The organism is Aeromonas sp. FDAARGOS 1418 (genome assembly GCF_019048585.1).
Lineage (GTDB): Bacteria > Pseudomonadota > Gammaproteobacteria > Enterobacterales > Aeromonadaceae > Aeromonas > Aeromonas caviae.
Map to the genome: position 1 here is coordinate 4,300,523 of NZ_CP077387.1, position 21,728 is coordinate 4,322,250.

21 protein-coding genes are annotated in these 21,728 nt (G+C 63.3%); 6 read left to right on the forward strand and 15 right to left on the reverse strand.

From position 1 onward, the window contains the following. Positions 1-33 precede the first annotated feature (33 nt). Positions 34-831, reverse strand: coding sequence for a PhzF family phenazine biosynthesis protein (locus I6L48_RS20105; RefSeq protein ID WP_216987639.1), 798 nt, complete (start codon positions 829-831; stop codon positions 34-36). Positions 832-1,028: 197 nt separating this feature from the next. Here I6L48_RS20105 and I6L48_RS20110 point away from each other — a divergent pair, with 197 nt between their 5' ends. Genes I6L48_RS20110 through I6L48_RS20120 form a run of 3 tightly spaced genes read left to right on the forward strand, consistent with a single transcriptional unit; the run spans position 1,029 to position 5,324 of the window. Then, positions 1,029-2,816 carry an assimilatory sulfite reductase (NADPH) flavoprotein subunit gene (locus tag I6L48_RS20110; RefSeq protein WP_216988091.1) on the forward strand — a complete coding sequence of 596 codons (1,788 nt, stop codon included), beginning with the start codon at positions 1,029-1,031 and terminating at the stop codon, positions 2,814-2,816. Next, positions 2,816-4,528 carry an assimilatory sulfite reductase (NADPH) hemoprotein subunit gene (gene cysI / locus I6L48_RS20115; protein ID WP_216987640.1) on the forward strand — a complete coding sequence of 571 codons (1,713 nt, stop codon included), beginning with the start codon at positions 2,816-2,818 and terminating at the stop codon, positions 4,526-4,528. Before I6L48_RS20110 ends, cysI begins: the two co-directional genes overlap by 1 nt. Beyond that, positions 4,518-5,324, forward strand: a complete 807-nt coding sequence (locus I6L48_RS20120) for a phosphoadenylyl-sulfate reductase (protein ID WP_045525747.1) — start codon at positions 4,518-4,520, stop codon at positions 5,322-5,324. The genes cysI and I6L48_RS20120 overlap by 11 nt, the downstream gene beginning before the upstream one ends. 91 nt (positions 5,325-5,415) lie before the next feature. Here the strand turns inward: I6L48_RS20120 and proX are convergent, their stop codons facing one another. From proX to I6L48_RS20155, 8 genes are all read right to left on the reverse strand, one after another. After that, positions 5,416-6,417, reverse strand: coding sequence for a glycine betaine/L-proline ABC transporter substrate-binding protein ProX (proX, locus tag I6L48_RS20125; RefSeq protein ID WP_201894382.1), 1,002 nt, complete (start codon positions 6,415-6,417; stop codon positions 5,416-5,418). Then, positions 6,414-7,562, reverse strand: a complete 1,149-nt coding sequence (gene proW / locus I6L48_RS20130; RefSeq protein WP_216987641.1) for a glycine betaine/L-proline ABC transporter permease ProW — start codon at positions 7,560-7,562, stop codon at positions 6,414-6,416. The genes proX and proW overlap by 4 nt, the downstream gene beginning before the upstream one ends. Beyond that, positions 7,559-8,755 (reverse strand): glycine betaine/L-proline ABC transporter ATP-binding protein ProV, encoded by a 1,197-nt coding sequence (gene proV, locus I6L48_RS20135; protein ID WP_010675435.1) that lies wholly within the window; start codon positions 8,753-8,755, stop codon positions 7,559-7,561. Before proV ends, proW begins: the two co-directional genes overlap by 4 nt. 472 nt (positions 8,756-9,227) lie before the next feature. After that, positions 9,228-9,719 (reverse strand): type 3 dihydrofolate reductase, encoded by a 492-nt coding sequence (gene folA, locus I6L48_RS20140; RefSeq protein ID WP_049636571.1) that lies wholly within the window; start codon positions 9,717-9,719, stop codon positions 9,228-9,230. Between the two features lie 23 nt (positions 9,720-9,742). Continuing rightward, the gene (locus I6L48_RS20145; RefSeq protein ID WP_052816098.1) at positions 9,743-10,210 is read right to left on the reverse strand and encodes a threonine/serine exporter family protein; all 468 of its coding nucleotides are present in this window, start codon (positions 10,208-10,210) and stop codon (positions 9,743-9,745) included. A gap of 118 nt (positions 10,211-10,328) precedes the next feature. Next, complete coding sequence (locus I6L48_RS20925) at positions 10,329-10,454, reverse strand: hypothetical protein (protein ID WP_263639559.1); 126 nt, start codon at positions 10,452-10,454, stop codon at positions 10,329-10,331. Continuing rightward, on the reverse strand, positions 10,451-11,248 hold the full coding sequence (locus tag I6L48_RS20150; protein WP_113068892.1) for a threonine/serine exporter ThrE family protein: 798 nt from the start codon (positions 11,246-11,248) through the stop codon (positions 10,451-10,453). Before I6L48_RS20150 ends, I6L48_RS20925 begins: the two co-directional genes overlap by 4 nt. Before the next feature lie 232 nt (positions 11,249-11,480). Continuing rightward, entirely contained in the window at positions 11,481-11,819 is a 339-nt protein-coding gene (locus I6L48_RS20155) for a DUF3135 domain-containing protein (RefSeq protein ID WP_010675440.1), read from the reverse strand. A 407-nt stretch (positions 11,820-12,226) separates the two neighbouring features. Here I6L48_RS20155 and mog point away from each other — a divergent pair, with 407 nt between their 5' ends. Together mog and I6L48_RS20165 are read left to right on the forward strand one after the other, a co-directional pair. Further along, the gene (gene mog / locus I6L48_RS20160; protein WP_039040332.1) at positions 12,227-12,757 is read left to right on the forward strand and encodes a molybdopterin adenylyltransferase; all 531 of its coding nucleotides are present in this window, start codon (positions 12,227-12,229) and stop codon (positions 12,755-12,757) included. Positions 12,758-12,823: 66 nt separating this feature from the next. Beyond that, positions 12,824-13,786, forward strand: a complete 963-nt coding sequence (locus I6L48_RS20165; protein ID WP_041215707.1) for an IS1595 family transposase — start codon at positions 12,824-12,826, stop codon at positions 13,784-13,786. 42 nt (positions 13,787-13,828) lie between these two features. Here the strand turns inward: I6L48_RS20165 and I6L48_RS20170 are convergent, their stop codons facing one another. After that, entirely contained in the window at positions 13,829-14,176 is a 348-nt protein-coding gene (locus tag I6L48_RS20170; protein WP_113070576.1) for a DUF2541 family protein, read from the reverse strand. A 208-nt stretch (positions 14,177-14,384) separates the two neighbouring features. Next, a complete protein-coding gene (locus I6L48_RS20175; protein ID WP_039040334.1) occupies positions 14,385-15,140 on the reverse strand; it encodes a DNA/RNA non-specific endonuclease in 756 nt (251 codons plus the stop codon). Positions 15,141-15,783: 643 nt separating this feature from the next. On the opposite strand from I6L48_RS20175, the gene I6L48_RS20180 reads away from it, so the two are divergent. After that, on the forward strand, positions 15,784-16,509 hold the full coding sequence (locus I6L48_RS20180) for a carbonic anhydrase (protein WP_113068893.1): 726 nt from the start codon (positions 15,784-15,786) through the stop codon (positions 16,507-16,509). Between the two features lie 72 nt (positions 16,510-16,581). Here the strand turns inward: I6L48_RS20180 and I6L48_RS20185 are convergent, their stop codons facing one another. The 4 genes from I6L48_RS20185 to nirB all read right to left on the reverse strand — a co-directional run bounded on the left by I6L48_RS20185 (position 16,582) and on the right by nirB (position 21,703). Continuing rightward, positions 16,582-17,490 (reverse strand): pseudouridine-5'-phosphate glycosidase, encoded by a 909-nt coding sequence (locus I6L48_RS20185; protein WP_043154288.1) that lies wholly within the window; start codon positions 17,488-17,490, stop codon positions 16,582-16,584. After that, positions 17,484-18,575 carry a PfkB family carbohydrate kinase gene (locus tag I6L48_RS20190; protein ID WP_216987642.1) on the reverse strand — a complete coding sequence of 364 codons (1,092 nt, stop codon included), beginning with the start codon at positions 18,573-18,575 and terminating at the stop codon, positions 17,484-17,486. The genes I6L48_RS20185 and I6L48_RS20190 overlap by 7 nt, the downstream gene beginning before the upstream one ends. A gap of 144 nt (positions 18,576-18,719) precedes the next feature. Next, entirely contained in the window at positions 18,720-19,124 is a 405-nt protein-coding gene (nirD, locus tag I6L48_RS20195) for a nitrite reductase small subunit NirD (protein ID WP_223918118.1), read from the reverse strand. Further along, entirely contained in the window at positions 19,121-21,703 is a 2,583-nt protein-coding gene (gene nirB / locus I6L48_RS20200; protein WP_216987643.1) for a nitrite reductase large subunit NirB, read from the reverse strand. Before nirB ends, nirD begins: the two co-directional genes overlap by 4 nt. Positions 21,704-21,728 lie beyond the last annotated feature (25 nt).

A 21,728-nucleotide genomic window follows, 5' to 3' on the forward strand; every position in this document is an offset into this window, starting at 1 on the left:
CGAACCTTCAATACGCCACCAACTTGCCGCTTATCAGGCCGGCGGCAGCAGCCACTCCCCCTGCCACAGGGTCAGTGCCCGGCCCGCCATCAGCACTCGCTCCTCCTGCAATTCCAGCCTGAGATCCCCGCCCCGGGCCGAGATCTGGCGGGCCCGCAATTGCCGTTTGCCGAGCCGCTCGGCCCAGAAGGGCACCAGGGCGCAGTGGTTGGAGCCGGTTACCGGATCCTCGTCCACTCCGACCCAGGGGGCGAAATAGCGGGAGACGAAGTCGTCCTCCTTCCGGCTCGACGGCGCCGTCACCATGATCCCCCGGCCCGGCAGCGCCCGCAGGGCGTGAAAATCGGGGGTCAGCGCGCGGACCGCCTCCTCGCTGGCCAGCTCCAGCAAGAACTTGGCGCCGGCCGCCAGGGTTTGCAGCGGCTGGCAACCGACCGCAGCCGCATAGGCCGGATCTAGAACGAGCGGCGCCAGGGCAATGCGCGGAAAATCGAGCCAGATCCAGCTCTCTTCGCGCCTGGCCACCAGCTCGCCGCTGCGGGTCGCGAAGCGGATGGGGAGCTCCCCTGACACCTCCCCCGTCTGCCACAGCACATGGGCCGCCGCCAGGGTGCCATGGCCGCACAAGTCCACCTCCACTTGCGGAGTGAACCAGCGCAACCCGTAATGCCCCTCCCCCAGTTGGGTCAGAAAGGCGCTCTCAGAGAGGTTGAACTCCGCTGCCATGGCCTGCAGCTCGGCGTCGGGCCGCGCTTCCCCCAGCACCACCACGGCGGGGTTGCCTGCGAAGGGGTGATGGCTGAAGGCGTTGACATGATAGAGACGGGACATGGTTGCTCCTTGGGGCATGAGAGATCCCCGGGACAGGGGCTCGGCAAGGCCATTTTTATATCACGGGCGCCCCGGGGCTGAGATGGATTTTGGCTTTATAAATTCATAAATCGCATAAAGAAGATATTTTTATTCTTTGTTGTTATTCATTACACCCCTTACCCTGACCAAAAATCAGACCATGGAAGACATGTGTGATGCCATTGACAGCCCCCACCCTGAGCCCGCTCTCTGACGAACAGCAGCGCCAGCTCAACCAAGTTCTCACCACCCTCAATACCCAGCAACTGGCCTGGGTCAGCGGTTATCTCTACGGCCTCTCCCAGGCGGGCGTCCAACCCGTGGCGAGCGCAGGTGCAGAAGCCGCGGCACCCGGCGGCAGCCTGACCATTCTCTACGGCTCCCAGACCGGGAATGCCAAGGGCGTGGCCAGCGCCATCAAGGCCCAGGCCGAGGCCCGCGGCCTGCCGGTGACCCTCACCTCCATGGCGGACTACAAACCCAAGCAGCTCAAAAAAGAGAGCCACCTGCTGGTGGTAGTGAGCACTTACGGGGAGGGGGAGCCCCCCGAGAGCGCCGTCGATCTGTTCGAGCAGCTCAAGAAGGGCAAGGTCGGCAAGCTGGAAGGGCTCAAGTTTGCCGTGCTGGGGCTGGGTGACAGCTCCTATGAGTTCTTCTGCCAGACCGGCAAGGATTTCGATGGCTTCCTCGCCAAGGCAGGGGCAGAGCGCATCCATGAGCTAGCTAGCCTCGATGTGGATTATCAGGATGCCGCCAAGGCCTGGGGCGAGCAGGCCGTTGCGGCGGTCGCCGCCACCCTCTCTGCCGGCGCCGCGACCGCCAGCGTGGCGGGCTCGGTGCAGGCCGCCGTCGGCCACAGCCAGTACAACAAGGAGAACCCCTTCCCGGCCAGACTCTCGGTGAACCAGAAGATCACCGGCCGCGACTCTACCAAGGACATCCGTCACATCGAGATCAACCTGGAAGAGTCCGGCATCACCTATCAACCGGGGGATGCGCTCGGCATCTGGTTCGACAACGACGCCGATCTCGTGGGGGAAGTGCTGGCCCTGACCGGTCTGACCGGTGACGAGGCCACCCCCCATGGCAGCCTGCGCGAGGCGCTGACCCGTCACTACGAGCTGACCCGGCTGCACGGGGGCCTGATCACTGGCCTCGCCGAGATCACGGACAACGCGGCGCTGAAGGATCTGGCCGGTGACAAGGCCCAGGTCAACGCCCTGGTGGCCAGCGCCCAGGTGGTGGACGTACTGAAACGCTTCCCGGCTTCCTTGAGTGCCGATCAACTGATCGCACTGCTGCGTCCCCTCACCCCCCGCCTCTACTCCATCGCCTCCGCCCAGAGCGAGGTGGAAGAAGAGGTGCACCTGACCGTCGGCGTGGTGCGCTACCGCCAAGAAGATGGCACAGTGCGAAGCGGCGGCGCCTCTTCCTATCTGGCGGACCGTCTGCCGGAAGATGCCGAGGTCCGGGTGTTCGTGGAGCACAACGACAACTTCCGCCTGCCCGCCAATCCCGACATCCCCGTCATCATGGTGGGCCCGGGCACCGGCATTGCCCCGTTCCGCGCCTTCCTGCAGGAGCGGGAAGCCCAGGGGGCAGAGGGCAAGAACTGGCTCTTCTTCGGCAACCCCCACTTCACCCAGGACTTCCTCTATCAGGTGGAGTGGCAGCGTTATGTGAAATCGGGCCTGCTGTCCAAGATCTCCCTGGCCTTCAGCCGGGATCAGGCCAACAAGATCTATGTGCAGGACCGTCTGCGCGAGGCAGGGCTTGAGCTCTACCAGTGGCTGGAAGCAGGCGCTCACTTCTATGTGTGTGGCGACGCCAACCACATGGCGAAGGATGTGCAGGAAGCCCTGCTGGAAGTGATTGCGGAACACGGCCACAAGAGCCGTGAGGAAGCAGAAGAGTATCTGAGCGAATTGCGTCGTGCCAAACGTTATCAAAGGGATGTCTATTGATGAGCAAACAACTTATTCCGGGACCGGTCGAAGGGCCGCTGGCTGACAACGAACGCCTCAAGCGCGAGAGCAACTTCCTGCGCGGCACCATCGCCGAAGATCTGCAGGACCCGCTCACCGGCGGCTTCAACGGCGACAACTTCCAGCTGATCCGCTTCCACGGCATGTATCAGCAGGATGACCGCGACATCCGCCCGGAGCGCGCCGCCCAGAAGCTGGAGCCCCTGCACAACGTCATGCTGCGCGCCCGCCTGCCCGGCGGCATCATCACCCCGGCCCAGTGGCAGGTGATCGACAAGTTCGCCGAAGAACACAGCATGTACGGCAGCATCCGCCTGACCACCCGCCAGACCTTCCAGTTCCACGGGGTACTGAAGCGCGACATCAAGCTGATGCACCAGACCCTCAACAGCACCGGTATCGACTCCATCGCCACCGCGGGGGACGTGAACCGCAACGTGCTCTGCACCAGCAACCCGGTGGAGTCCGAGTTGCACCAGGAGGCCTACGAGTGGGCCAAGAAGATCTCCGAGCACCTGCTGCCCAAGACCCGCGCCTACGTGGAGATCTGGCTGGATGGCGAGAAGCTGGGGGGTGACGAGGAGCCGATCCTGGGTTCCAACTACCTGCCGCGCAAATTCAAGACGACCGTGGTGATCCCGCCCCACAACGATGTGGACATCCACGCCAACGATCTCAACTTCGTGGCCATTGCCGATCACGGCAAGCTGGTGGGCTTCAACGTGCTGGTGGGGGGCGGTCTCGCCATGACCCACGGCGACACCACCACCTACCCGCGCAAGGCGAGCGACTTTGGCTTCATTCCGCTCTCCCACGTGCTGGAGGTGGCGGCCGCCGTGGTCAGCACCCAGCGCGACTGGGGCAACCGGGTCAACCGCAAGAACGCCAAGACCAAGTACACCCTTGAACGGGTGGGGGTCGAGGCCTTCAAGGCCGAGGTGGAGAGCCGCGCCGGCATCCAGTTCGGGCCGGTTCACCCCTATGAATTCACCAGCCGTGGCGATCGCTTCGGCTGGGTGGAGGGGATCGACGGCAAGCACCACCTGACCCTGTTTATCGAGAACGGCCGCCTGCTGGACTTCCCGGGCAAGCCCCTCAAGACCGGCATGCTGGAGATCGCCAAGGTGCATCAGGGGGACTTCCGCCTGACCGCCAACCAGAACCTCATCATCGCGGGCGTGCCTGCCAGCGAGAAGGCCCGCATCGAAGCCCTGGCGCGTCAGTACGGTCTGCTGGATGACGGCGTGAGCGAGCAGCGCAAGCAGTCCATGGCCTGTGTGGCCCTGCCTACCTGCCCCCTGGCAATGGCCGAGGCCGAGCGCATGCTGCCTGCCTTCGTCACCGACATCGAGGGGCTGCTGGCCAAGCACGGCCTGGCGGATGACGCCATCATCTTCCGGGTCACCGGCTGCCCCAACGGCTGCGGCCGCGCCATGCTGGCGGAAGTGGGTCTGGTGGGCAAGGCGCCGGGTCGCTACAACCTGCACCTGGGGGGCAACCTCGAGGGGACCCGCATCCCGCGCCTGCACCTGGAGAACATCACCGAGCCGCAGATCCTGGCCGAACTGGACGCCCTGATCGGCCGCTGGGCCAAGGATCGCAACCCGGGTGAGTGCTTCGGCGATTTTGTCATTCGCGCCGGGATCATCGCCCCGGTTATCGACTCCGCGAGGGACTTCTATGCAGCCTGAACAGACTGATACAGCCCGGCTGGCGCGCACCGCCGACGGCCGGCTCGACCTCGACGCCCTCCTGGCCCTGGGCCGGGAGGAGCAGGTCGAGGCGCTGGCCCCCCTCAACCGGGCGCTGGACGCCATGAGCGCCCCCGAGCGGGTGCGCTGGGCCCTGGCCAACCTGCCGGGGGAGCATGTGCTGTCGTCGAGTTTCGGCATCCAGGCGGCGCTCATGCTGCACCTGGTGAGCCGCGAGCGGGCCGACGTGCCCGTGGTGCTGACCGACACCGGTTACCTCTTCCCCGAGACCTACCGTTTCATCGACGAGCTGACCGAGCGTCTCGCGCTCAACCTCAAGATCTACCGGGCCGAACTCAGCCCGGCCTGGCAGGAGGCCCGCTTCGGCCTCCTGTGGGAGCAGGGGGTGGAGGGGATCACCCGCTACAACCAGCTCAACAAGGTGGAGCCCATGGACCGCGCCCTGAACGAGCTGGGTGCCCGCACCTGGTTCTCGGGCCTGCGCCGTGAGCAGTCCGGCAGCCGGGGCAAGCTGCCGGTGCTGGCCATCCAGCGCGGTCGCTTCAAGTTCCTGCCGGTGATCGACTGGAGCAACAAGGACGTCTTCTACTACTTCAAGGAGTTCGACCTCCCCTACCACCCCTTGTGGGAGCAGGGTTACCTCTCGGTCGGCGACGTGCACACCACCGCCAAGTGGGAGCCCGGCATGAGCGAGGAGCAGACCCGCTTCTTCGGCCTCAAGCGCGAGTGCGGCCTGCATGAGGAAGGTGGCGAGAGCGACGGCTCCGGCATCTGATCCCCCGGCCCGGCCATGTGCTGCGCCCACAAAAAAACGCCCGGCAACTGCCGGGCGTTTTTCTTTGTGCAGAAGGGCGACGTACCCCTCATTACATGGCGGCGGCGCGCGCCTGATTCAGCCAGTCGTTCACCAGTGCCTCGTGGCCCTTGAGCCAGGCGTCGGCATGACGCTCCACGTCCGCCGGCTTGTTCTGCCCTTTGTTCATCAGGCCGTTCTGCACGTTGATGTCATTCAGCGGCAGCTTGACGATGGAGAAGAGCTTGGCGGCGGCCGGATTGGCTTCGGCAAACCGCTTGTTGGCAACAATGTGCATGGTGTTCACCGCAAAGCCGTAGTTCTTGCCGTTCGGCAAACGGGTCTTGGCCGCATCCGGGGCATCGGCGGGGACTTCCAGCCACACCACATCCTTGCCCGGCACCAGTTCACTGCTGAGCCAGTAGGGGGTCCAGGTGTAATAGAGCACCGGCTTGCCGGCCTGGTAGCGAGCCAGGGTATCGGCGATCAGCGCCGCGTAGTTGCCCTGCTTGTGGGCCACCGTGGGGGTCAGACCAAAGGCGTCGAGGTGATGGTTGATCGCCCCCTCGCAGCCCCAGCCGGGGTTGCAACCAATGAGGTCGGCCTTGCCGTCGCCATCCCCGTCAAACAGCGCCGCCACCTCGGGATCCTTGAGCTGGCCCAGGTTGGTGATGCCGTATTGGGTCGCGGTCTTCTTGTCGATGAGGTACCCCTGGGCGGCACCGGCCACATAGGTGCCCTCACGGAAGAACACCTTGTCGCCTCCCGCCTGCTCGTACTTGTTGTCCTGCAGCGGCACCCAGTTGAACGCGAGGAAGGTGCCGTCTCCCTGGGCCACCGAGGCATAAGCCACGTTGTAGTCCACCTCCTGGGCGGGCTGGACATCGTAACCCAGACGCGCCATCAGCTTGCTCACCAGCAGGCTCTGGAAGGCCTCTTCCGGCAAGGAGCTCTGCAGGGGCTGAACGCGAACCCCCTCCCCCGGCAACTCGGCGCTGGCCATGGCGAGCGGGCTCAGCAGTTGGGCACTCAGCAGCAATGTGCCCAGGGTCAATCCTTTGGTGATCTGTCTCATGCATTTACTCCTTTGTAATCGATTTTCTTGTCACGACCGGCCAGGCGCAGCAGCAGGGCGGCGGGGCCGTGCTGATACCAGCGGCCGGTACGGGTGCGATCCGGTTGCCCCATCGCCTGGGTGAGGCGGTCGAGCACGATGGCCAGCAGCACGATGCCGAGGCCGCCGATGGAGGCGAGCCCCATGTCGAGCCGGCCGATGCCGCGCAGCACCATCTGGCCGAGGCCCCCCACCGCGATCATGGAGGCGATCACCACCATGGAGAGCGCCAGCATCAGGGTCTGGTTGACCCCGGCCATGATGGTGGGCATGGCGAGCGGCAGCTGTACCTTGAACAGCAACTGGGAGGGGCTGGCACCGAACGAGTGGGCCGCCTCCACCAGATCCGCAGGCACCTGGCGAATGCCCAGCATGGTGAGCCGGATCATGGGCGGCAGGGCGAAGATAACTGTCACCACCACCCCGGGCACGTTGCCGATGCCAAACAGCATCACGATGGGGATGAGGTAGACGAACGCCGGGGTGGTCTGCATGGCATCCAGCAGCGGCCGGGTCCAGGTGGAGAGCCGCTCGCTGCGGGCCAGCAGGATGCCGGTGGGCAACCCCAGCAGCACACAGAAGAACAGCGAGGTCAGCACCAGGGACAGGGTCACCATGGCATCGGACCAGGCCCCGATGAGCCCGATCCCCACAAGAGATACGAGCGTGCCGAGCGCCATGCGGCCGTTCACCAGTTGCCAGGCAAGCAGGGCCAGGAGCCCCATCATCAGGGTGGAGGGCACCGTCTGCAGCAGATGGGTCATGGCGTTCAGGGTCAGCTCCACCGGTGCGCGGATCAGCTGGAACAGCGGCCGCAGGTTCTCCACCAGCCAACCGATGCCCCCTTCCACCCAGGTATCCAGCGGCACCAGCGCCTGCTGGAAAGGATCCAGCCAGTCGATGGCGGTTGTGGTGTCGGCGGCTTCGATCTGGTTCTGCCAGTCGGTGACCTGGGTGTCGGTACTGCCCCAGGGATCGGACACCTCGGCGGACGCAGGCGCGCTCCAGGGGTCTGCCGCCACCTCATCGGCCCGCAGGGAAGGGCTCGCCAGCAGCACCAGGGCCAGCAGCCCGCTCAGCAAGAAATGGGGATTCATCAGCTTCATGCCGGGGTACTCCTGTCCAGGGTGTTAAGCAGATTGGCCTTGGAGATGAGGCCGAGGTAAGTGCCATCCTCCTCGACCACGGGCACCTGACAGGGAGCGGCCGCCACCTGGCTGATCAGTTCATTGAGGGCGGTGTCCGCCAGGATGGGCTGAATGTCCGCCAGCAGCGCCTGCTCCAGGCTGCCTTTGGCCCTGACCGCCTGACCGAGCGACTCCACCGAGACGACCCCGAGGAAGCGACGGCTGCGATCCACCACGTAACCGAACTCCCGCTCCAGCTCCTTGAGCTGGCGCAGGGCGTTGCCCGGCCCGTCGGTGGTGTGTTTCTTGATGAGGGGCACCTGCTTGCGGCTGGCCACGTCGCGGGCGCTGAACACATGGGCCAGATCCACCCCGCGAAAGAAGGCGCGCACGTAGTCGTTGGCGGGCTGGTTCAGGATCTCGTCCGGGGTGCCCACTTGCACCAGCTGGCCATCCTGCATGATGGCGATGCGATCGCCGATGCGCATCGCCTCGTCCAGATCGTGGGAGATGAAGACGATGGTGCGCTGCTGGCTGGCCTGCAGCTTGAGCAGCTCATCCTGCATTTCGGTGCGGATCAGGGGATCCAGCGCGGAGAAAGCTTCGTCCATCAGCAGGATGTCGGGGTCATTGGCAAGGGCCCGGGCCAGCCCGACCCGCTGCTTCATGCCGCCGGAGAGGGCATCCGGATAAGCCTCTATCCACTGTCCGAGCCCCACCTGATGGAGCGCCTGACGGGCGCTCTGCTGGCGCTCCGCCAGCGGTACACCGGCCAGCTCCAGCCCGAAGGCGGTATTTTCCAGCACACTCAGGTGCGGCATCAGGGCGAAGGACTGGAATACCATGCTGATCTTCTTGCGGCGCACCCGGCGCAGTTCGCGCTCCGAGATGGCGGCGATGTCCTCGCCATCGATCAGCACCTGGCCGCGGGTCGGCTCGATCAGCCGGTTGAAGAGACGCACCAGAGTGGACTTGCCCGAACCGGAGAGGCCCATCACCACGAAGATCTCCCCTTCGTTGATGGCCAGATTGACATCCTGGACCCCCAGGGTCTGTCCGGTCTTTTTCAGGATACTGGCGCGATCATGCCCTTTCGCCAGCAATTTGAACGCTTTATCCGGCTGATCGCCGAAGATTTTGTAGAGGGATTTGACCTCGAGTTTGACTGTCATATTGTCCTTTTTTCTTGGCCGACGCCTTGCCTGGCAAACCGTCGAACGTGAGCCAATTACTTTTAACACTAAGCAATTTCACACCCAAATAAAAGAACCAATTGAAACCATTCAGGAAAGGTTAAATTTAAGCCATTGATTTTTATTAGTTATTTTCATTCATAAAAATCCATTAAATCACGATAAAAACGCCTATAACAGACAAGGCCGCCACAGTAGCGATGCACTTACAGCACATTTCATTAATGATTAAAAGGCGTTAGCAGCAGGCAAAAAGAGAGGGAGGGGACGACTGCGCCCATCGGAGCAATGAATGGCCAATTCATTACATAACTAATTATTTTAATGTCACGCATCCCGGTATTGCTTCAGGCACCTTCAACCATGCCGGTTCAGCCCCCTTCTCTTTGCAGCAACAGGGCACAAAAAAGCCCCCGGCTGTCGCAAGGGGCTCTTCATGGCATCAGAGGGCTCAGCGCCGCTGCCAGGTCTCGAAACAGTAGGGATGGGGGTTCTTCTCGTCGGGGTGATGGGACTCGCGCTCGATGCACGACCAGTCGTTCTCATCGAAGGCCGGGAAGCGGGTATCCCCTTCCACCGCCAGATCGATACGGGTCAGATAGAGCCTGTCGGCCCGTGGCAGCAGCTGGCCATAGAGATGACCGCCCCCGATCACCATCAGCTCCGCGACGTCACTATCCGCCAGCAGGGCCAGTGCGGCCTCCACCGAGTCGATAACCTCCACGCCGTCGGCCCGGTAGTCGGGGTTGCGGCTGATCACCAGATTGCGGCGCCCGGGCAGCGGTCGTCCGATGGATTCAAAGGTCTTGCGCCCCATCAGCACCGGCTTGCCCAGAGTGACCCGCTTGAAGTGGGCCAGATCCGCCGGCAGGTGCCAGGGCATCTGGTTGTCCAGCCCTATCACCCGATCATGGGCCATGGCGGCAATCATGGAAATCATCATGGGGTCAACCTCTCGCACCGTCGTCAGATAATGGGGCGGTTACGGTACACGACCAGAGAGGGGATCGCCAAACCGAAACTCAGGGCCCCCACGATAAAGAGCGCCTTGAGGCCGTTCTCCACCGCGCTCTGAAGCAGCTCCATGGTCACCCCGGAGATATTGAGCTCCACGATGGCGATCATGGTCTTGAACGCGTAGCTGCCCGGGATCATGGGGATGATGGAGGCGACGCTGAACACCGGGCGCGGTGCCAGCAAGCGGCGCGACCAGTAGACACAGACAAAGCCGACCGTGGTCGCCGCTGCCAGGGTGGCCCACTCGATGGGCATGCCGTAGTGGATGAGCAGGGTACGCAGGCTGTGGGCCAACGCGCCCCCCATGGCGCAATATTTGAGCATCCGTGGCGGCACGTTGAACAGCATGGCAAAGCCCACCGCCGGAATGGCCGACCAGAAGGCATCCTTGCCCAGCAGCCAGAGCAGTTCCATCATACCTTCCACCCCCAGATGCCGGTCACCGACATGGCGCGCATGATCCCGATATGGTTCCGCGCGCTGATGGATAACCGGTTTGCCCCGATCAACAGGGTCGATACAACGTCAAAGATCTTCATACTTTCCACCCCCAGATACCGGTCACCGACATGGCGAGCATGATCCCGATATGGTTCCACGCGCTGATGGATAGCCGGTTTGCCCCGATCAACAGGGTCGATACAACGTCAAAGATCTTCATACTTTCCACCCCCAGATACCGGTCACCGACATGGCGAGAATGATCCCTATGGCTGCGCTGATGGTCAGCAGTGTCGCCGTGCCCCAGCGGGCCAGCCCCATGTTGAAGTAACCCTTCACCATGTCGGAGACCGCATTGATGAGCGGGAACCCCGGCACCAGCAGCAACACGCTGGCGGCCATGGCGAGATAGGGTTGTTCGCCCAAGCCGAAGAAGGTGGCGCTGGAGGCGAGCAGGGTGGCGATAAACCCGGTGGCGGCAAAGTTGATGAGGGGACTGTGGTGATGGCGGGCAATGAGCTGGCGCACCCGCATGGCGACCGAGGCCGAGCAGCAGGTCACCAGGAAGATGGGCCAGTCACCGCCAAACAGCAGGCTGAAGGCACCGCAGGAGAGCCCCACCATGGGCACCACCAGCCAGGGGTGATAGTGGAACGGCGTGATGGCCTCGAGGCGCTGACGTACCTCGCGCGCGCCGATAAGCGACTTTTCCGTCATGATGCAGATGCGCTGGATTTCGCACACCACCTGCATGTTGATGCCGTGCTCCCGCACCCGGCGGGTGGTGGTGACGCAACTGCCCTGGTAGAGACTGGTGAGGACGATGGCGCTGGAAGAGATGGCCATCTCGACGCTCTCCAGCCCGAGCGCCATGCCCAGGCGGACCGTGGTCTGCTCTATGATGCGGCTCTCCGCCCCAAACTGGGCCAGCATCTGGCCCGCCTTGACGATGATCCGGGTGATCTCCGTCTGCTGCTCTCGCGACAGCACCCTTCCTGGTGTGATGCTTCTCATGATCCCTTTGAGTCATAGCAAGATGAAATGTGTCTGGATATTACCCCAAAATAAATACACCTTCATCCATCTCTATCGGACTGCGGGCACTGGTCACTATTATTCAGCCGCCCGGGGAATATTTGCAGCAAATAAAAAACAATTCACCCAACTTGCTTAACAACTTGTTTGGGAAGGGGTGAAACAAATTAATAAACACCCTGTTTTTTTATATCTTGAACAGGGCCGTGAATTATTTCCGTTTCAGATAACTGGAAAACGCTATCACATTATCCGGCAGCGGGGGCTCTGCCATTTCCTGACAAGATTCATTCTGCAGATCCAGAATGTGCTGGCGCATGGCGTAGACGGAGTCATGCATCATGTTGGCGATACGGATGCAGCTATCGAGGTTGTTTCTGGCCAGGCGGCGCTGGCAGTCGATGCGAAATTGCAGACCTCGCAGCCGACGTTGCCGCTCTGGTCCCACCTGGGCGATCAGGGTCTCTATCTGCTGGTGCAGCAGCGCGTCGAGTCGCTCCGGCTCGGCCAGCGCCCAGTACTTCAGGGTATCGAAATCAGGCAGCTCCATATACCCTCCAGGCCGGACCTCGCCCATGGAACGGAACGACGCCGGGCACATCACTATTTCACTGTCCCTAGGGAAGGTTATATAGGATGGTGGCGATTTTGGGTCATTCACCGCCGAGCCACAGGAGTCCGGTTTTTGGCACGAATTGCGCATCGTTGGCGGAAAAAATCATTTATTCCTTATGATTCATGAAATTAACCGAATCCGGCCTGCGTCAGTTTTTTTATAAAATTTCAGCGCCATTTTTCTCGGCCTTATGCCTTATTAAGGAACTTTCCTCAAAATTGTTTTTCATTCGACTCTCTCCCAGGCTCGACGCCCTCCCCTTGTACCATCCGGCGGTTTAACATATCTCACTGATTATGTTATTTTATTTACCACTTTATTGCGGCAACCAAGGGCAGACCATGAGCAAGGCAAGAATCGGTATCGTCACCGTCAGCGATCGCGCCAGTGCAGGCATCTACGAAGATCTCTCCGGCAAGGCCATCATCGACACCCTGAACGCCTACCTGACCTCGGAATGGGAGCCCGTCTATCAGGTGATCCCCGACGAGCAGGATCAGATTGAGGCGACCCTGGTTCGGCTGGTGGACGAGGAGCAGTGCTGCCTTGTCGTTACCACGGGGGGCACAGGGCCGGCCAGGCGGGATGTGACCCCGGAGGCCACCGAGGCGGTGTGCGATCGCATGATGCCGGGCTTTGGCGAGCTGATGCGGGCCGAGTCCCTCAAGTTCGTGCCGACCGCCATCCTGTCGCGCCAGACCGCCGGCCTGCGCGGCAGCTCGCTCATCGTCAACCTGCCGGGCAAACCCAAATCGATCCGCGAGTGCCTGGATGCGGTCTTCCCTGCCATCCCCTACTGCATCGACCTGATGGAAGGGCCCTATCTCGAGTGCGACGAGGCCATCATCAAACCGTTCCGCCCGAAGAAATAGGCGCTGTCCCAATTATGTGTTGGAAGGCTAATCTGGAAGTAGGTCATCACCGCGAGGACCTTCATCATGGATACGCCAGCCTTCCAACACCTGTTGTCCCTCTTTCCATTACTTACTCTGCGTCAGCGCCGTGTCGCTCAGCATGAGCTCGCCGCTCCACACCCGATTACGTCCCTCCATGCCCAGTTACCCACATGCTGCGGCTGTCCCCACTGCCAGGCGGATGCCACCCAGCTGGCCCCCTGGGGCTGGAGCCGTGGGCTGCGTCGTTACCGTTGTAAGCAGTGTCGGCGAACCAGCTCCCTCCTCACCAAGACGCCTTTGGCCAGATTACGTAAGGCTGAGCATTGGGAGGACTACGCCCAGGCTCTCATCGACGGGCTCACTGTCCGCCAGGCCGCCGTCCGCTGCGGTGTTTGCAAGAACACCGCCTTCTTGTGGCGTCACCGCTTCCTGAAGGCGATGGCAAACCACCAGGCAACACGGGAAGAAGGCATTGTGGAAGTGGATGAAACCTTCTTCCTCGAATCGTTCAAGGGGCAGCGAGGGTTGCCTCGTCCGGCAAGACATCGTGGCGGGAAAGGGCGTACCCGGGGGACCGGGCGGGATTACATCCCGGTGATGGTGGTGCAGGACAGGGCGGGCCATCAAGCCGACTTTCAGCTGGAAAGGCTGGATGCGCAGACGGTGAAAGCGGTGTTGCAGCCACTCATCGCGCCCGATGCAGTGCTCTGCAGTGATGGTGCAGGGGTGTATGCCAGTTTCAGCCAAGCGCGGGGCATAACACATCAAGTGGTGTACAACCGTCGAGGTGAGCGAGTCATTGGGGCATACCACATCCAGCATGTGAACGGATATCACCGGCGGTTGAAGGAGTGGATGGAACGATTCCATGGAGTCGCAACCCACTACCTGAGGAATTATCTGGGCTGGCGCAGGATGCTGGAACGTTACGGCAGGGAGGTAAATACCAAGATGTGTTTGCATGAGGCGCTAGGGCACCCGATGCAACACGTAATTGGGACATAGCCAAGAAATAAGCACTGGGCGGGGATTTCCCCCGCCCTTTGCTCATTTGCGCCCGTACACCTTGACCCCCGCCCTGCTCCCTTCCGAATTGCCGTACACCTCGATGCGCTTGATGCAGAGTCGGCTGCCGAGGGATTGCCACCCCGACTCCTGATCCTCTTTCAACACTTTGTCGAAATAGAGGGTCTTGCTGCGATCGTTGCCGTAGAACACCTTGACCCGCTCCAGGGTCAACTCCCGCCCTGCCTTGACCATGATGGATTTGGTCGGCCGGCAGGCGAGCATGGGAATGATCGCGGGATGATCGCCGACCCCGAGCAGAATGGTCTGCCCCAAGCGGATATCCTCGTCGGCCATGGCGGGGAGAACAGCTGCCCCCAGCAGCGCCATGGGTACGCAGATGCGCAACGCGCGGGCAAGAGTGGACGAGGAGTGAAGGGAAAACAGCGCTGACATGATGCCTCCTGAAAAAAGGAGTCATGATAAGGGCCCGATGCCAGACCCAAGCTGTACTGGCCCTGTATCAGGGGCCATGACAATGGCCGGAGGCCCGTGTGGGTAACGGGGGCCTGGGCCCCCGTTACCCCTGCCGGACGCGCTAACCGCCCCACATGGCCGACAGCCGCGACTCCATGGCCTCTTCCTGCTCATCCGGCAGCTCGGTGAAGAAGTCGAGCCCGGTCTGCTCCTCCACCTCATCCACCGTCACCACATAGTCCGCCAGCCGACTGGCCGAGACGTTCTCTTGCGGCAGGATGAAGGCGATGGCCCGCTTGCCCGCCAGATCCATCACCACCCGGTAGTAGGCGTGGGGCACGGTCACGCCGTTGCCAATGGCGCCATCGGAGTGGGTGAAGATGGGGCCGGTGATCACCTGCACGCTCTTGTAGGTGATGGCCCACTGCCGGGTCTTCTCCTCCAGGATGCGCCAGGCCCCCTGGTTGAGCGCCGGCAGTTGCGGGGTCATGTTGGTCAGCAGGAAGCTCTGCTTCATGGTGTTGGTGGTGGAGCGCATGTCCGCCGCCGGTGCCTGGTGGCCGCGGTCATAGCCCGAGCCCTTGTAGTCCGACAGGGTGGCGCGAAACTGCACCGGCACCTCCTTGTCCTCGGCGAAGGCATCCTTGCGCGGCACCTGGCCCTGGGCGCTGGCGGCCGTCATCCGGTAAGAGACCCAGTCAGAGACCTTGGTGTCGTAGTTGTACCCGGCGGCATAGCCCTCCCGGCACAACAGCTGACTGGATTGACCGGGTACCCCCAGGGTGACGTGCTCCCCGCACTGGAATCCCGCCGCCAGGCTCGGGAAGGTGGTGAGAGTGAATCCGATAGCCAGAACTAATTTATTGATATTATTCATTATTATGCCACTCCTTGTGTTAGGCGGAGTGATTTGACACCAGGTCGGATGAGTAAGGCAATCGCACAAATAGCGAGCAATCCGGAAATGTGAAGAGGACGGCAAAACCGCAAACAAGGCGCCGCCAACCGGGGGATTGTCATCCCGCCGTCACTGTGCTGAGGGGGGAATTTCTCCAGCACTATCAGAGAGATAAGGGGTCAACACCGAGGCACTCTGTCAGCGCAGCGCCCGGCTCCCGCCACGCACGCCCCTGGCCGGGTCAGGGAATATCGAAAAAATCCCAACGAAATAAGGGATCCTCAAGCCCGATAATTAGTCCGCGCTTGTTTGCTCGAGATCAAACGGAGCCATGAAAAGCCCTCTAGAATCAGCCCGTCATCTATTTGGGGCGCCATGAAAGGGGGCCGTTCATTGCGAAAATGCCCGCAGGATTTCTCCTTCATGAATAAGCGTGCCCCGTTGCCGGAATACATCATGACGCAGCCTCATGCCACGCTTCAAATAACGATGACGACAGACCTTTCATAACAATTAATCCGGTCTGGCACCGCGTACCCTGCGTTTCCAACGATGCCATTCCTGGCCTTCCTGCCGGAAGGCCAGGAATGGTCGTGCTTTTCAATCAGGATAAGGATGCATGATGAAAAAGTCCCTGCTGGCTGGCGCCCTGCTGCTCTGCCCTGCCGCCTTTGCCGCCACCACACACTGGGAATACAACGGCGAGGCCGGCCCGGCGAAATGGGCCAGCCTGACCCCGGAATATGGCCAGTGTGCCGGCAGCAACCAGTCGCCGGTCAACCTCTCGGGTCTGGTGAAGGCCGATCTGGCCCCCCTGCAGTTCCACTATCAGGCGGGTGGCAAGACGCTGGTCAACAACGGCCACACGGTGCAGGTCAACTATGCCCCCGGCAGCACCCTTGAGCTCGACGGCATGCACTTCGAGCTCAAGCAGTTCCACTTCCACGCCCCCAGCGAAAACCTCATCGAAGGCAGGTCCTACCCCCTGGAGGGTCACCTGGTCCATGCCAATGACAAGGGGGAGCTGGCGGTGGTCGCCGTGATGTTCGAGCCGGGCCAGGCCAATGGGGCCCTGAGCCAGGCCTGGCAGGTGTTGCCAGCCAAGGCGGGGGAGATCCATGCCTTCAAGGAACCCATCTCGGCAGAGCAACTGCTGCCCGCCCAGCACGACTACTACCGCTTCAGCGGGTCCCTGACCACCCCACCCTGCTCGGAAGGAGTGCGCTGGCTGGTGATGAAGGAGCCGGTCCAGGCCAGCCAGGCCCAGATCGTTGCCTTCAAGGCGGTGATGCACCACCCCAACAACCGCCCCGTCCAACCTCTCAACGGGCGACTGGTGCTGGAATAAGGGGTTATCTCGCCGATTCGCGCAATAAAAAGAGGGCCTGTTGGCCCTCTTTTGCATCTTTCGCAAAGGTGTTTACAGGCTGGCAGCGATGCGCGCCCCCAGCGCGGCGTTGTTCAGCACCAACTGGATATTGGCCGCCAGGGAGTTGCCACCGGTCAGCTCGCACACCCGGGCCAGCAGGAAGGGGGTGGACTCCTTGCCCTTGACCCCCTGCTCGTCCGCCTCACGCAGTGCCTGGGCAATGGCGGCGTCGATGTCGGCCTTGGGCATGGCAAACTGGGTCGGGATCGGGTTGGCCACCACGGCGCCCCCGGCCAGCCCCAGCTCCCACTTCAGACGCAGCGCCTCGGCGATGGCCGCCGGGCTCTCCAGGCGGTAATCCACCTTGAAGCCGCTCTCCCGGGTGTAGAAGGCGGGCAGCTCCTCGGTCTGGTAGCCGATCACCGGCACCCCCTGGGTCTCCAGGTACTCCAGGGTCAGACCGATGTCGAGGATCGACTTGGCGCCGGCGCAGACCACGGCCACCGGGGTCTGGGCAAATTCCTGCAGGTCGGCCGAAATGTCGAAGGTCTCCTGGGCACCGCGGTGCACGCCGCCGATGCCGCCGGTGGCGAACACCCGGATCCCGGCCATGGCGGCCACTATCATGGTGGAGGCCACCGTGGTCGCCCCCAGCCCCTTGTTCGCCAGCACGAAGGGAATGTCGCGGCGACTGCACTTGGTGGCGGCATGACCGGCCCGGCCCAGCGCCTCCAGCGCCCCCGCATCCAGCCCCACCTTGAGGCGGCCGTCGATGATGGCGATGGTGGCCGGCACGGCGCCGTTGTCGCGCACCACCTGCTCCACCTGGCGCGCCGTCTCCACGTTCTGCGGATAGGGCATGCCGTGGGAGATGATGGTGGACTCCAGGGCCACCACCGGCTTGCCGGCGGCCAGCGCGGCGGCAACTTCAGGTTGGATATCGAGGTAAGCGTTCAACATGGGTACTCCTCCAGCATGCGTTCAACGGCGGCCTTGGATAGGCCGGAAAAGACGGTATCGGAACAATTGACGGTGAGGGCGGCGCAACCGAGGGCGAACCGGGTTGTCTCCATGATGCCCTGCTCCTGCAACCAGGCGTGGGCCAGCCCTGCCATGAAGGCATCGCCGCCGCCGGTCACGTTGACGACCGGGCTGCCGAGCACGGGCAGATGGCCCTGGCAGACACCGTCGCTATAGAAGATCCCCTGATCGCCGAGGCTCAGGAAGAGCCGCTGCACCCCGGCGCGGTGGAACCAGGCCGCTGCCATGGGCCAGGTGTCGGGCCCGCCGATGGTGAAGCCGCACAGCTGCTCCGCCTCGGTGCGATTGGGTTTGAGGGTGTGGATGCGGTGCAGCCAGGGGCGGATCTTCTCCACCTTGGCCACCGACACTGTGTCCACGAAGATGATGTGCTCCCCCTGGCGCTCGAACAGCCAGTCCAGGGTGTGGGTGGCGAGGTTGGTGTCGAGCACCCAGAGCCGGGCCGCGCCAAGAAAACCGCTCAGGGGGGTGAGCCGGGCCGGGGTGAGCTGCTCGATGATCCCCATGTCGTTGACGGCGCAGCTCATCTCGCCGCTGCCATCGTGCAGGCTGAGGTAGCAGGAGGTCGACTGACCCTCCAGTACCAGCACCTGGCGCACATCGACCCCGGCGCGCTGGCTCACCTCCAGAAGATGATGGCCGTACTGATCGTTGCCCACCGCGGTCAGTAGCCGGGTGTCGGTGCCAAGGCGCGCCAGGTTCTCGGCGATGTTGCGCCCTACCCCGCCGGCGGAGGTGCGTACCCGGCCCGGGTTGGAATCGCCGATGCGCAGGTTGTCGTGGCTGCAGCCACAGATATCCATGTTGGCGCCGCCGATCACCACGGCGTAGGGGCCTTCGCGCAGCACATAGCCGCGCCCCTGCACATAGCCCTGGCGCATCAGGCTGGAGATGTGGCTCGCCAGCGCGGAGCGGCTGATGCCGAGCCTGTCCGCCAGCTCCTGCTGGGCAATCATGGGATCCTGGCGCAGCAGGGCGAGGATCTCTTGCTCACGTCCCGTCATAGACAAACATCCAGTTACAAACGTTTGTCTATTATTTCCGAAAAACGTTTTCCCGCCATTCTCTCGTACAAGAAATGTCGGGTCGCGCACAAAAAATCACCGGGCAGTGCCCGGCGATCACAACATGGTTTTCAGATGGGCCACTCACCCCAGCTGTACCCAGACCTCGCTCCCCTCCAGCCGCACCGGCCAGCAGGCGACGCTCAGGGCCGGATCGTCCAGACAGCGGCCGTCCATCAGGGCGTAGCGCTGCTTGTAAAGGGGCGAGGCGACCACGGGCTCCCCACCGGCATCCCCCACCAGGCCACGCCCCAGCACGGCGACGCCGGCCAGGGGGTCCACCCCGTCCAGGGCATAGACATGCTCCCCGAGGCGAAACAGCGCCAGTACCCGCCCCTCCAGCCAGGCGCTGCGCCCGGCCTGCTCCGGCAGCGCCGCCAGCTCGCACACCCGGTGCCACTGCCCGCAGAGCTGTGCATCGTCCTTGTCATCCTTCATACCACCTCCTTGATACTGATGGCGGGCGTGCAACCCGTTGCCCCCGCTCATACCACCTCCTTGACAGCGATATCCGGCACCCATTGCCCCCGCTCCTCACGGCGCGGCGGCGTCTCGTCCTCGGGCCGGTTGACGAAGGCCTCGAACAGCTTCAGCTTGTCCGGATCCGCCAAGGTGCTCTTCCACTCGCACTGCCAGGTGCCGACTATCCCCTCCATCATGGCCTCCAGCTCGGCACCGATGCCGAGCCTGTCCTCGATGATCACCGACCTGAGATAGTCGAGCCCCCCTTCCATGTTCTCCATCCAGACCGAGGTACGTTGCAGCCTGTCCCCGGTGCGCACGTAGAACATCAGCAGCCGGTCGATGTAGCGGATCAGGGTCTGCTCGTCGAGATCCGTGGCGAACAGGTCGGCGTGGCGCGGCCGCATGCCGCCGTTGCCACACACATAGAGGTTCCAGCCCCGCTCGGTGGCGATGACGCCGATGTCCTTGCTCTGGGCCTCGGCGCACTCCCGGGTGCAGCCTGAGACCGCAAACTTCAGCTTGTGGGGGGCCCGCAGCCCCTTGTAGCGGTGCTCCAGGGTCTGGGTCAGGGTCATGGAGTCCTGCACCCCGTAACGACACCAGGTGGAACCCACGCAGGACTTCACGGTGCGCACCGACTTGCCGTAGGCCTGACCGGTCTCGAAGCCCGCCGCCACCAGCTCGCCCCAGATGGCGGGCAGCTGGTCGACCCGGGCGCCGAAGAGATCGATGCGCTGGCCGCCGGTGATCTTGGTGTAGAGGCCGTACTTGCGCGCCACCTCGCCAATGGTGATGAGCCCCTCCGGGGTGATCTCCCCCCCCGGGATGCGCGGCACCACCGAATAGGTGCCGTCCTTTTGCAGGTTCGCAAGGAAGGCGTCGTTGGTATCCTGCAACGCGCGGTGGGGCTTCTCCAGCACGTGCTCGTTCCAAAGGGACGCCAGGATGGAGGCCACCGTCGGCTTGCAGATGTCGCACCCCAACCCCTGGCCGTGCTTGTCCCGCAGCGCCTCGAAGCTCTTCAGCTCGCCCACCCGGGCCAGGTGATAGAGCTCCTGACGGCCGTAGGCGAAGTGCTCGCACAACCCCTTGTCCGCCTCGACGCCAAGGTCCGCCAGGGTCTGATCCACCACCTGCTTGAGCAGGTTGCTGCAACCGCCGCAACCCGTGCCGGCCTTGGTACAGCTCTTCACCGCCGACAGCTCGTGATTGCCCGCCCGAACGGCGGCCACCACGTCCCCCTTGCTCACGTTGTGGCAGGAGCAGAGGATGGCGCTGTCCGGCAGCACCAGGGGCGCGGGAGCGGCCCCGACCTCCCCCACCAGCAGGGAGAGCGGCGGCTGGGGCAGCGCCACCCCGTTCTGGTAGTACTGCAGCAGCCGCTCGTAATCGGCCCCGTCCCCCACCAGGATGGCGCCGAGCAGGCGATTGCCCTCGCCGTCGGTCACCAGCTTCTTGTAGATGCCGTTGGCCCTGTCCAGCAGCAGCAACTCCTGGGCGCCGGCGGTGCTGGCGTGGGCATCGCCGATGGAGCCCACGTCCACCCCCATCAGCTTGAGCTTGGTGGACATGTCGGCCCCGATAAAGTGGGTCTCGCCGCCACACAGGCTGGCCACGGCGGCCCGGGCCATCTGGTAGCCGGGAGCCACCAGGCCGAAGATGCGCCCCTGCCAGAGCGCGCACTCGCCGATGGCGAGGATGGCGGGATCCGAACTGTGGCAGCCGTCGTCGATGCAGATGCCGCCGCGCTCCCCGACCTCTAGCCCGGATTGCCGGGCCAGGGTATCGGCGGGGCGGATCCCCGCCGAGAACAGCAGCACGTCGGTCTCAATGTGAGTGCCGTCCTTGAAACGCAGGCGATGACGGGCCTGCTCCCCCTGCTCGATGCACTCGGTGGCCTTCTCCACCAGCACCTCAACCCCGAGGGCCTGGATCTTGTCCCGCAGCACGGCGCCGCCGCTCTCGTCGAGCTGCACCGGCATCAGCCTTGGGGCGAACTCCACCACCTGGGTCTTGAGCCCGAGCAGGCGCAGGGCGTTGGCCGCCTCCAGCCCGAGCAGGCCGCCGCCGATGACCACGCCGCTGCGGGCCTGGGCGCAAGCATCGCGGATGGCAGCGAGATCTCCCAGGGTGCGATAGACGAAGCAGCCCTCCCGCTGATGGCCGGGGATGGGGGGCACGAAGGGGACCGAGCCGGTCGCCAGCACCAGACGGTCGTAAGGGAACTGCTCGCCGTTGGCCAGCGTCAGGGTGCGGGCCGCCCGGTCGAGCACCTCCACCTCGGCCCCCAGCCGCAGCGCAATGCCGCTCTCCTCATACCAGGCGGGATCCGCCATGCGCAGGGCCAAGGGCGCCTTGCCGCCGAATACCTCGGAGAGGTGCACCCTGTCGTAGGCGGCGTCAGGCTCGGCGCCAAACACCGTCACGTCGAACCGCTCGAGGCCGCCCGCCGCCACCAGCTGCTCGACGAAGTGATGACCCACCATACCGTTGCCCACCACCAGCAGCCGTTGCTTTTCGGCCGTGTCGGCGGAACCACTGTTCTGGCGACCGAGCAGGTCCATGCCGCCCCCTGTCACCCACTGTTGCTCTTTGTCAGTCATGTCTCTCTTCCTTGAATCCGGCGGG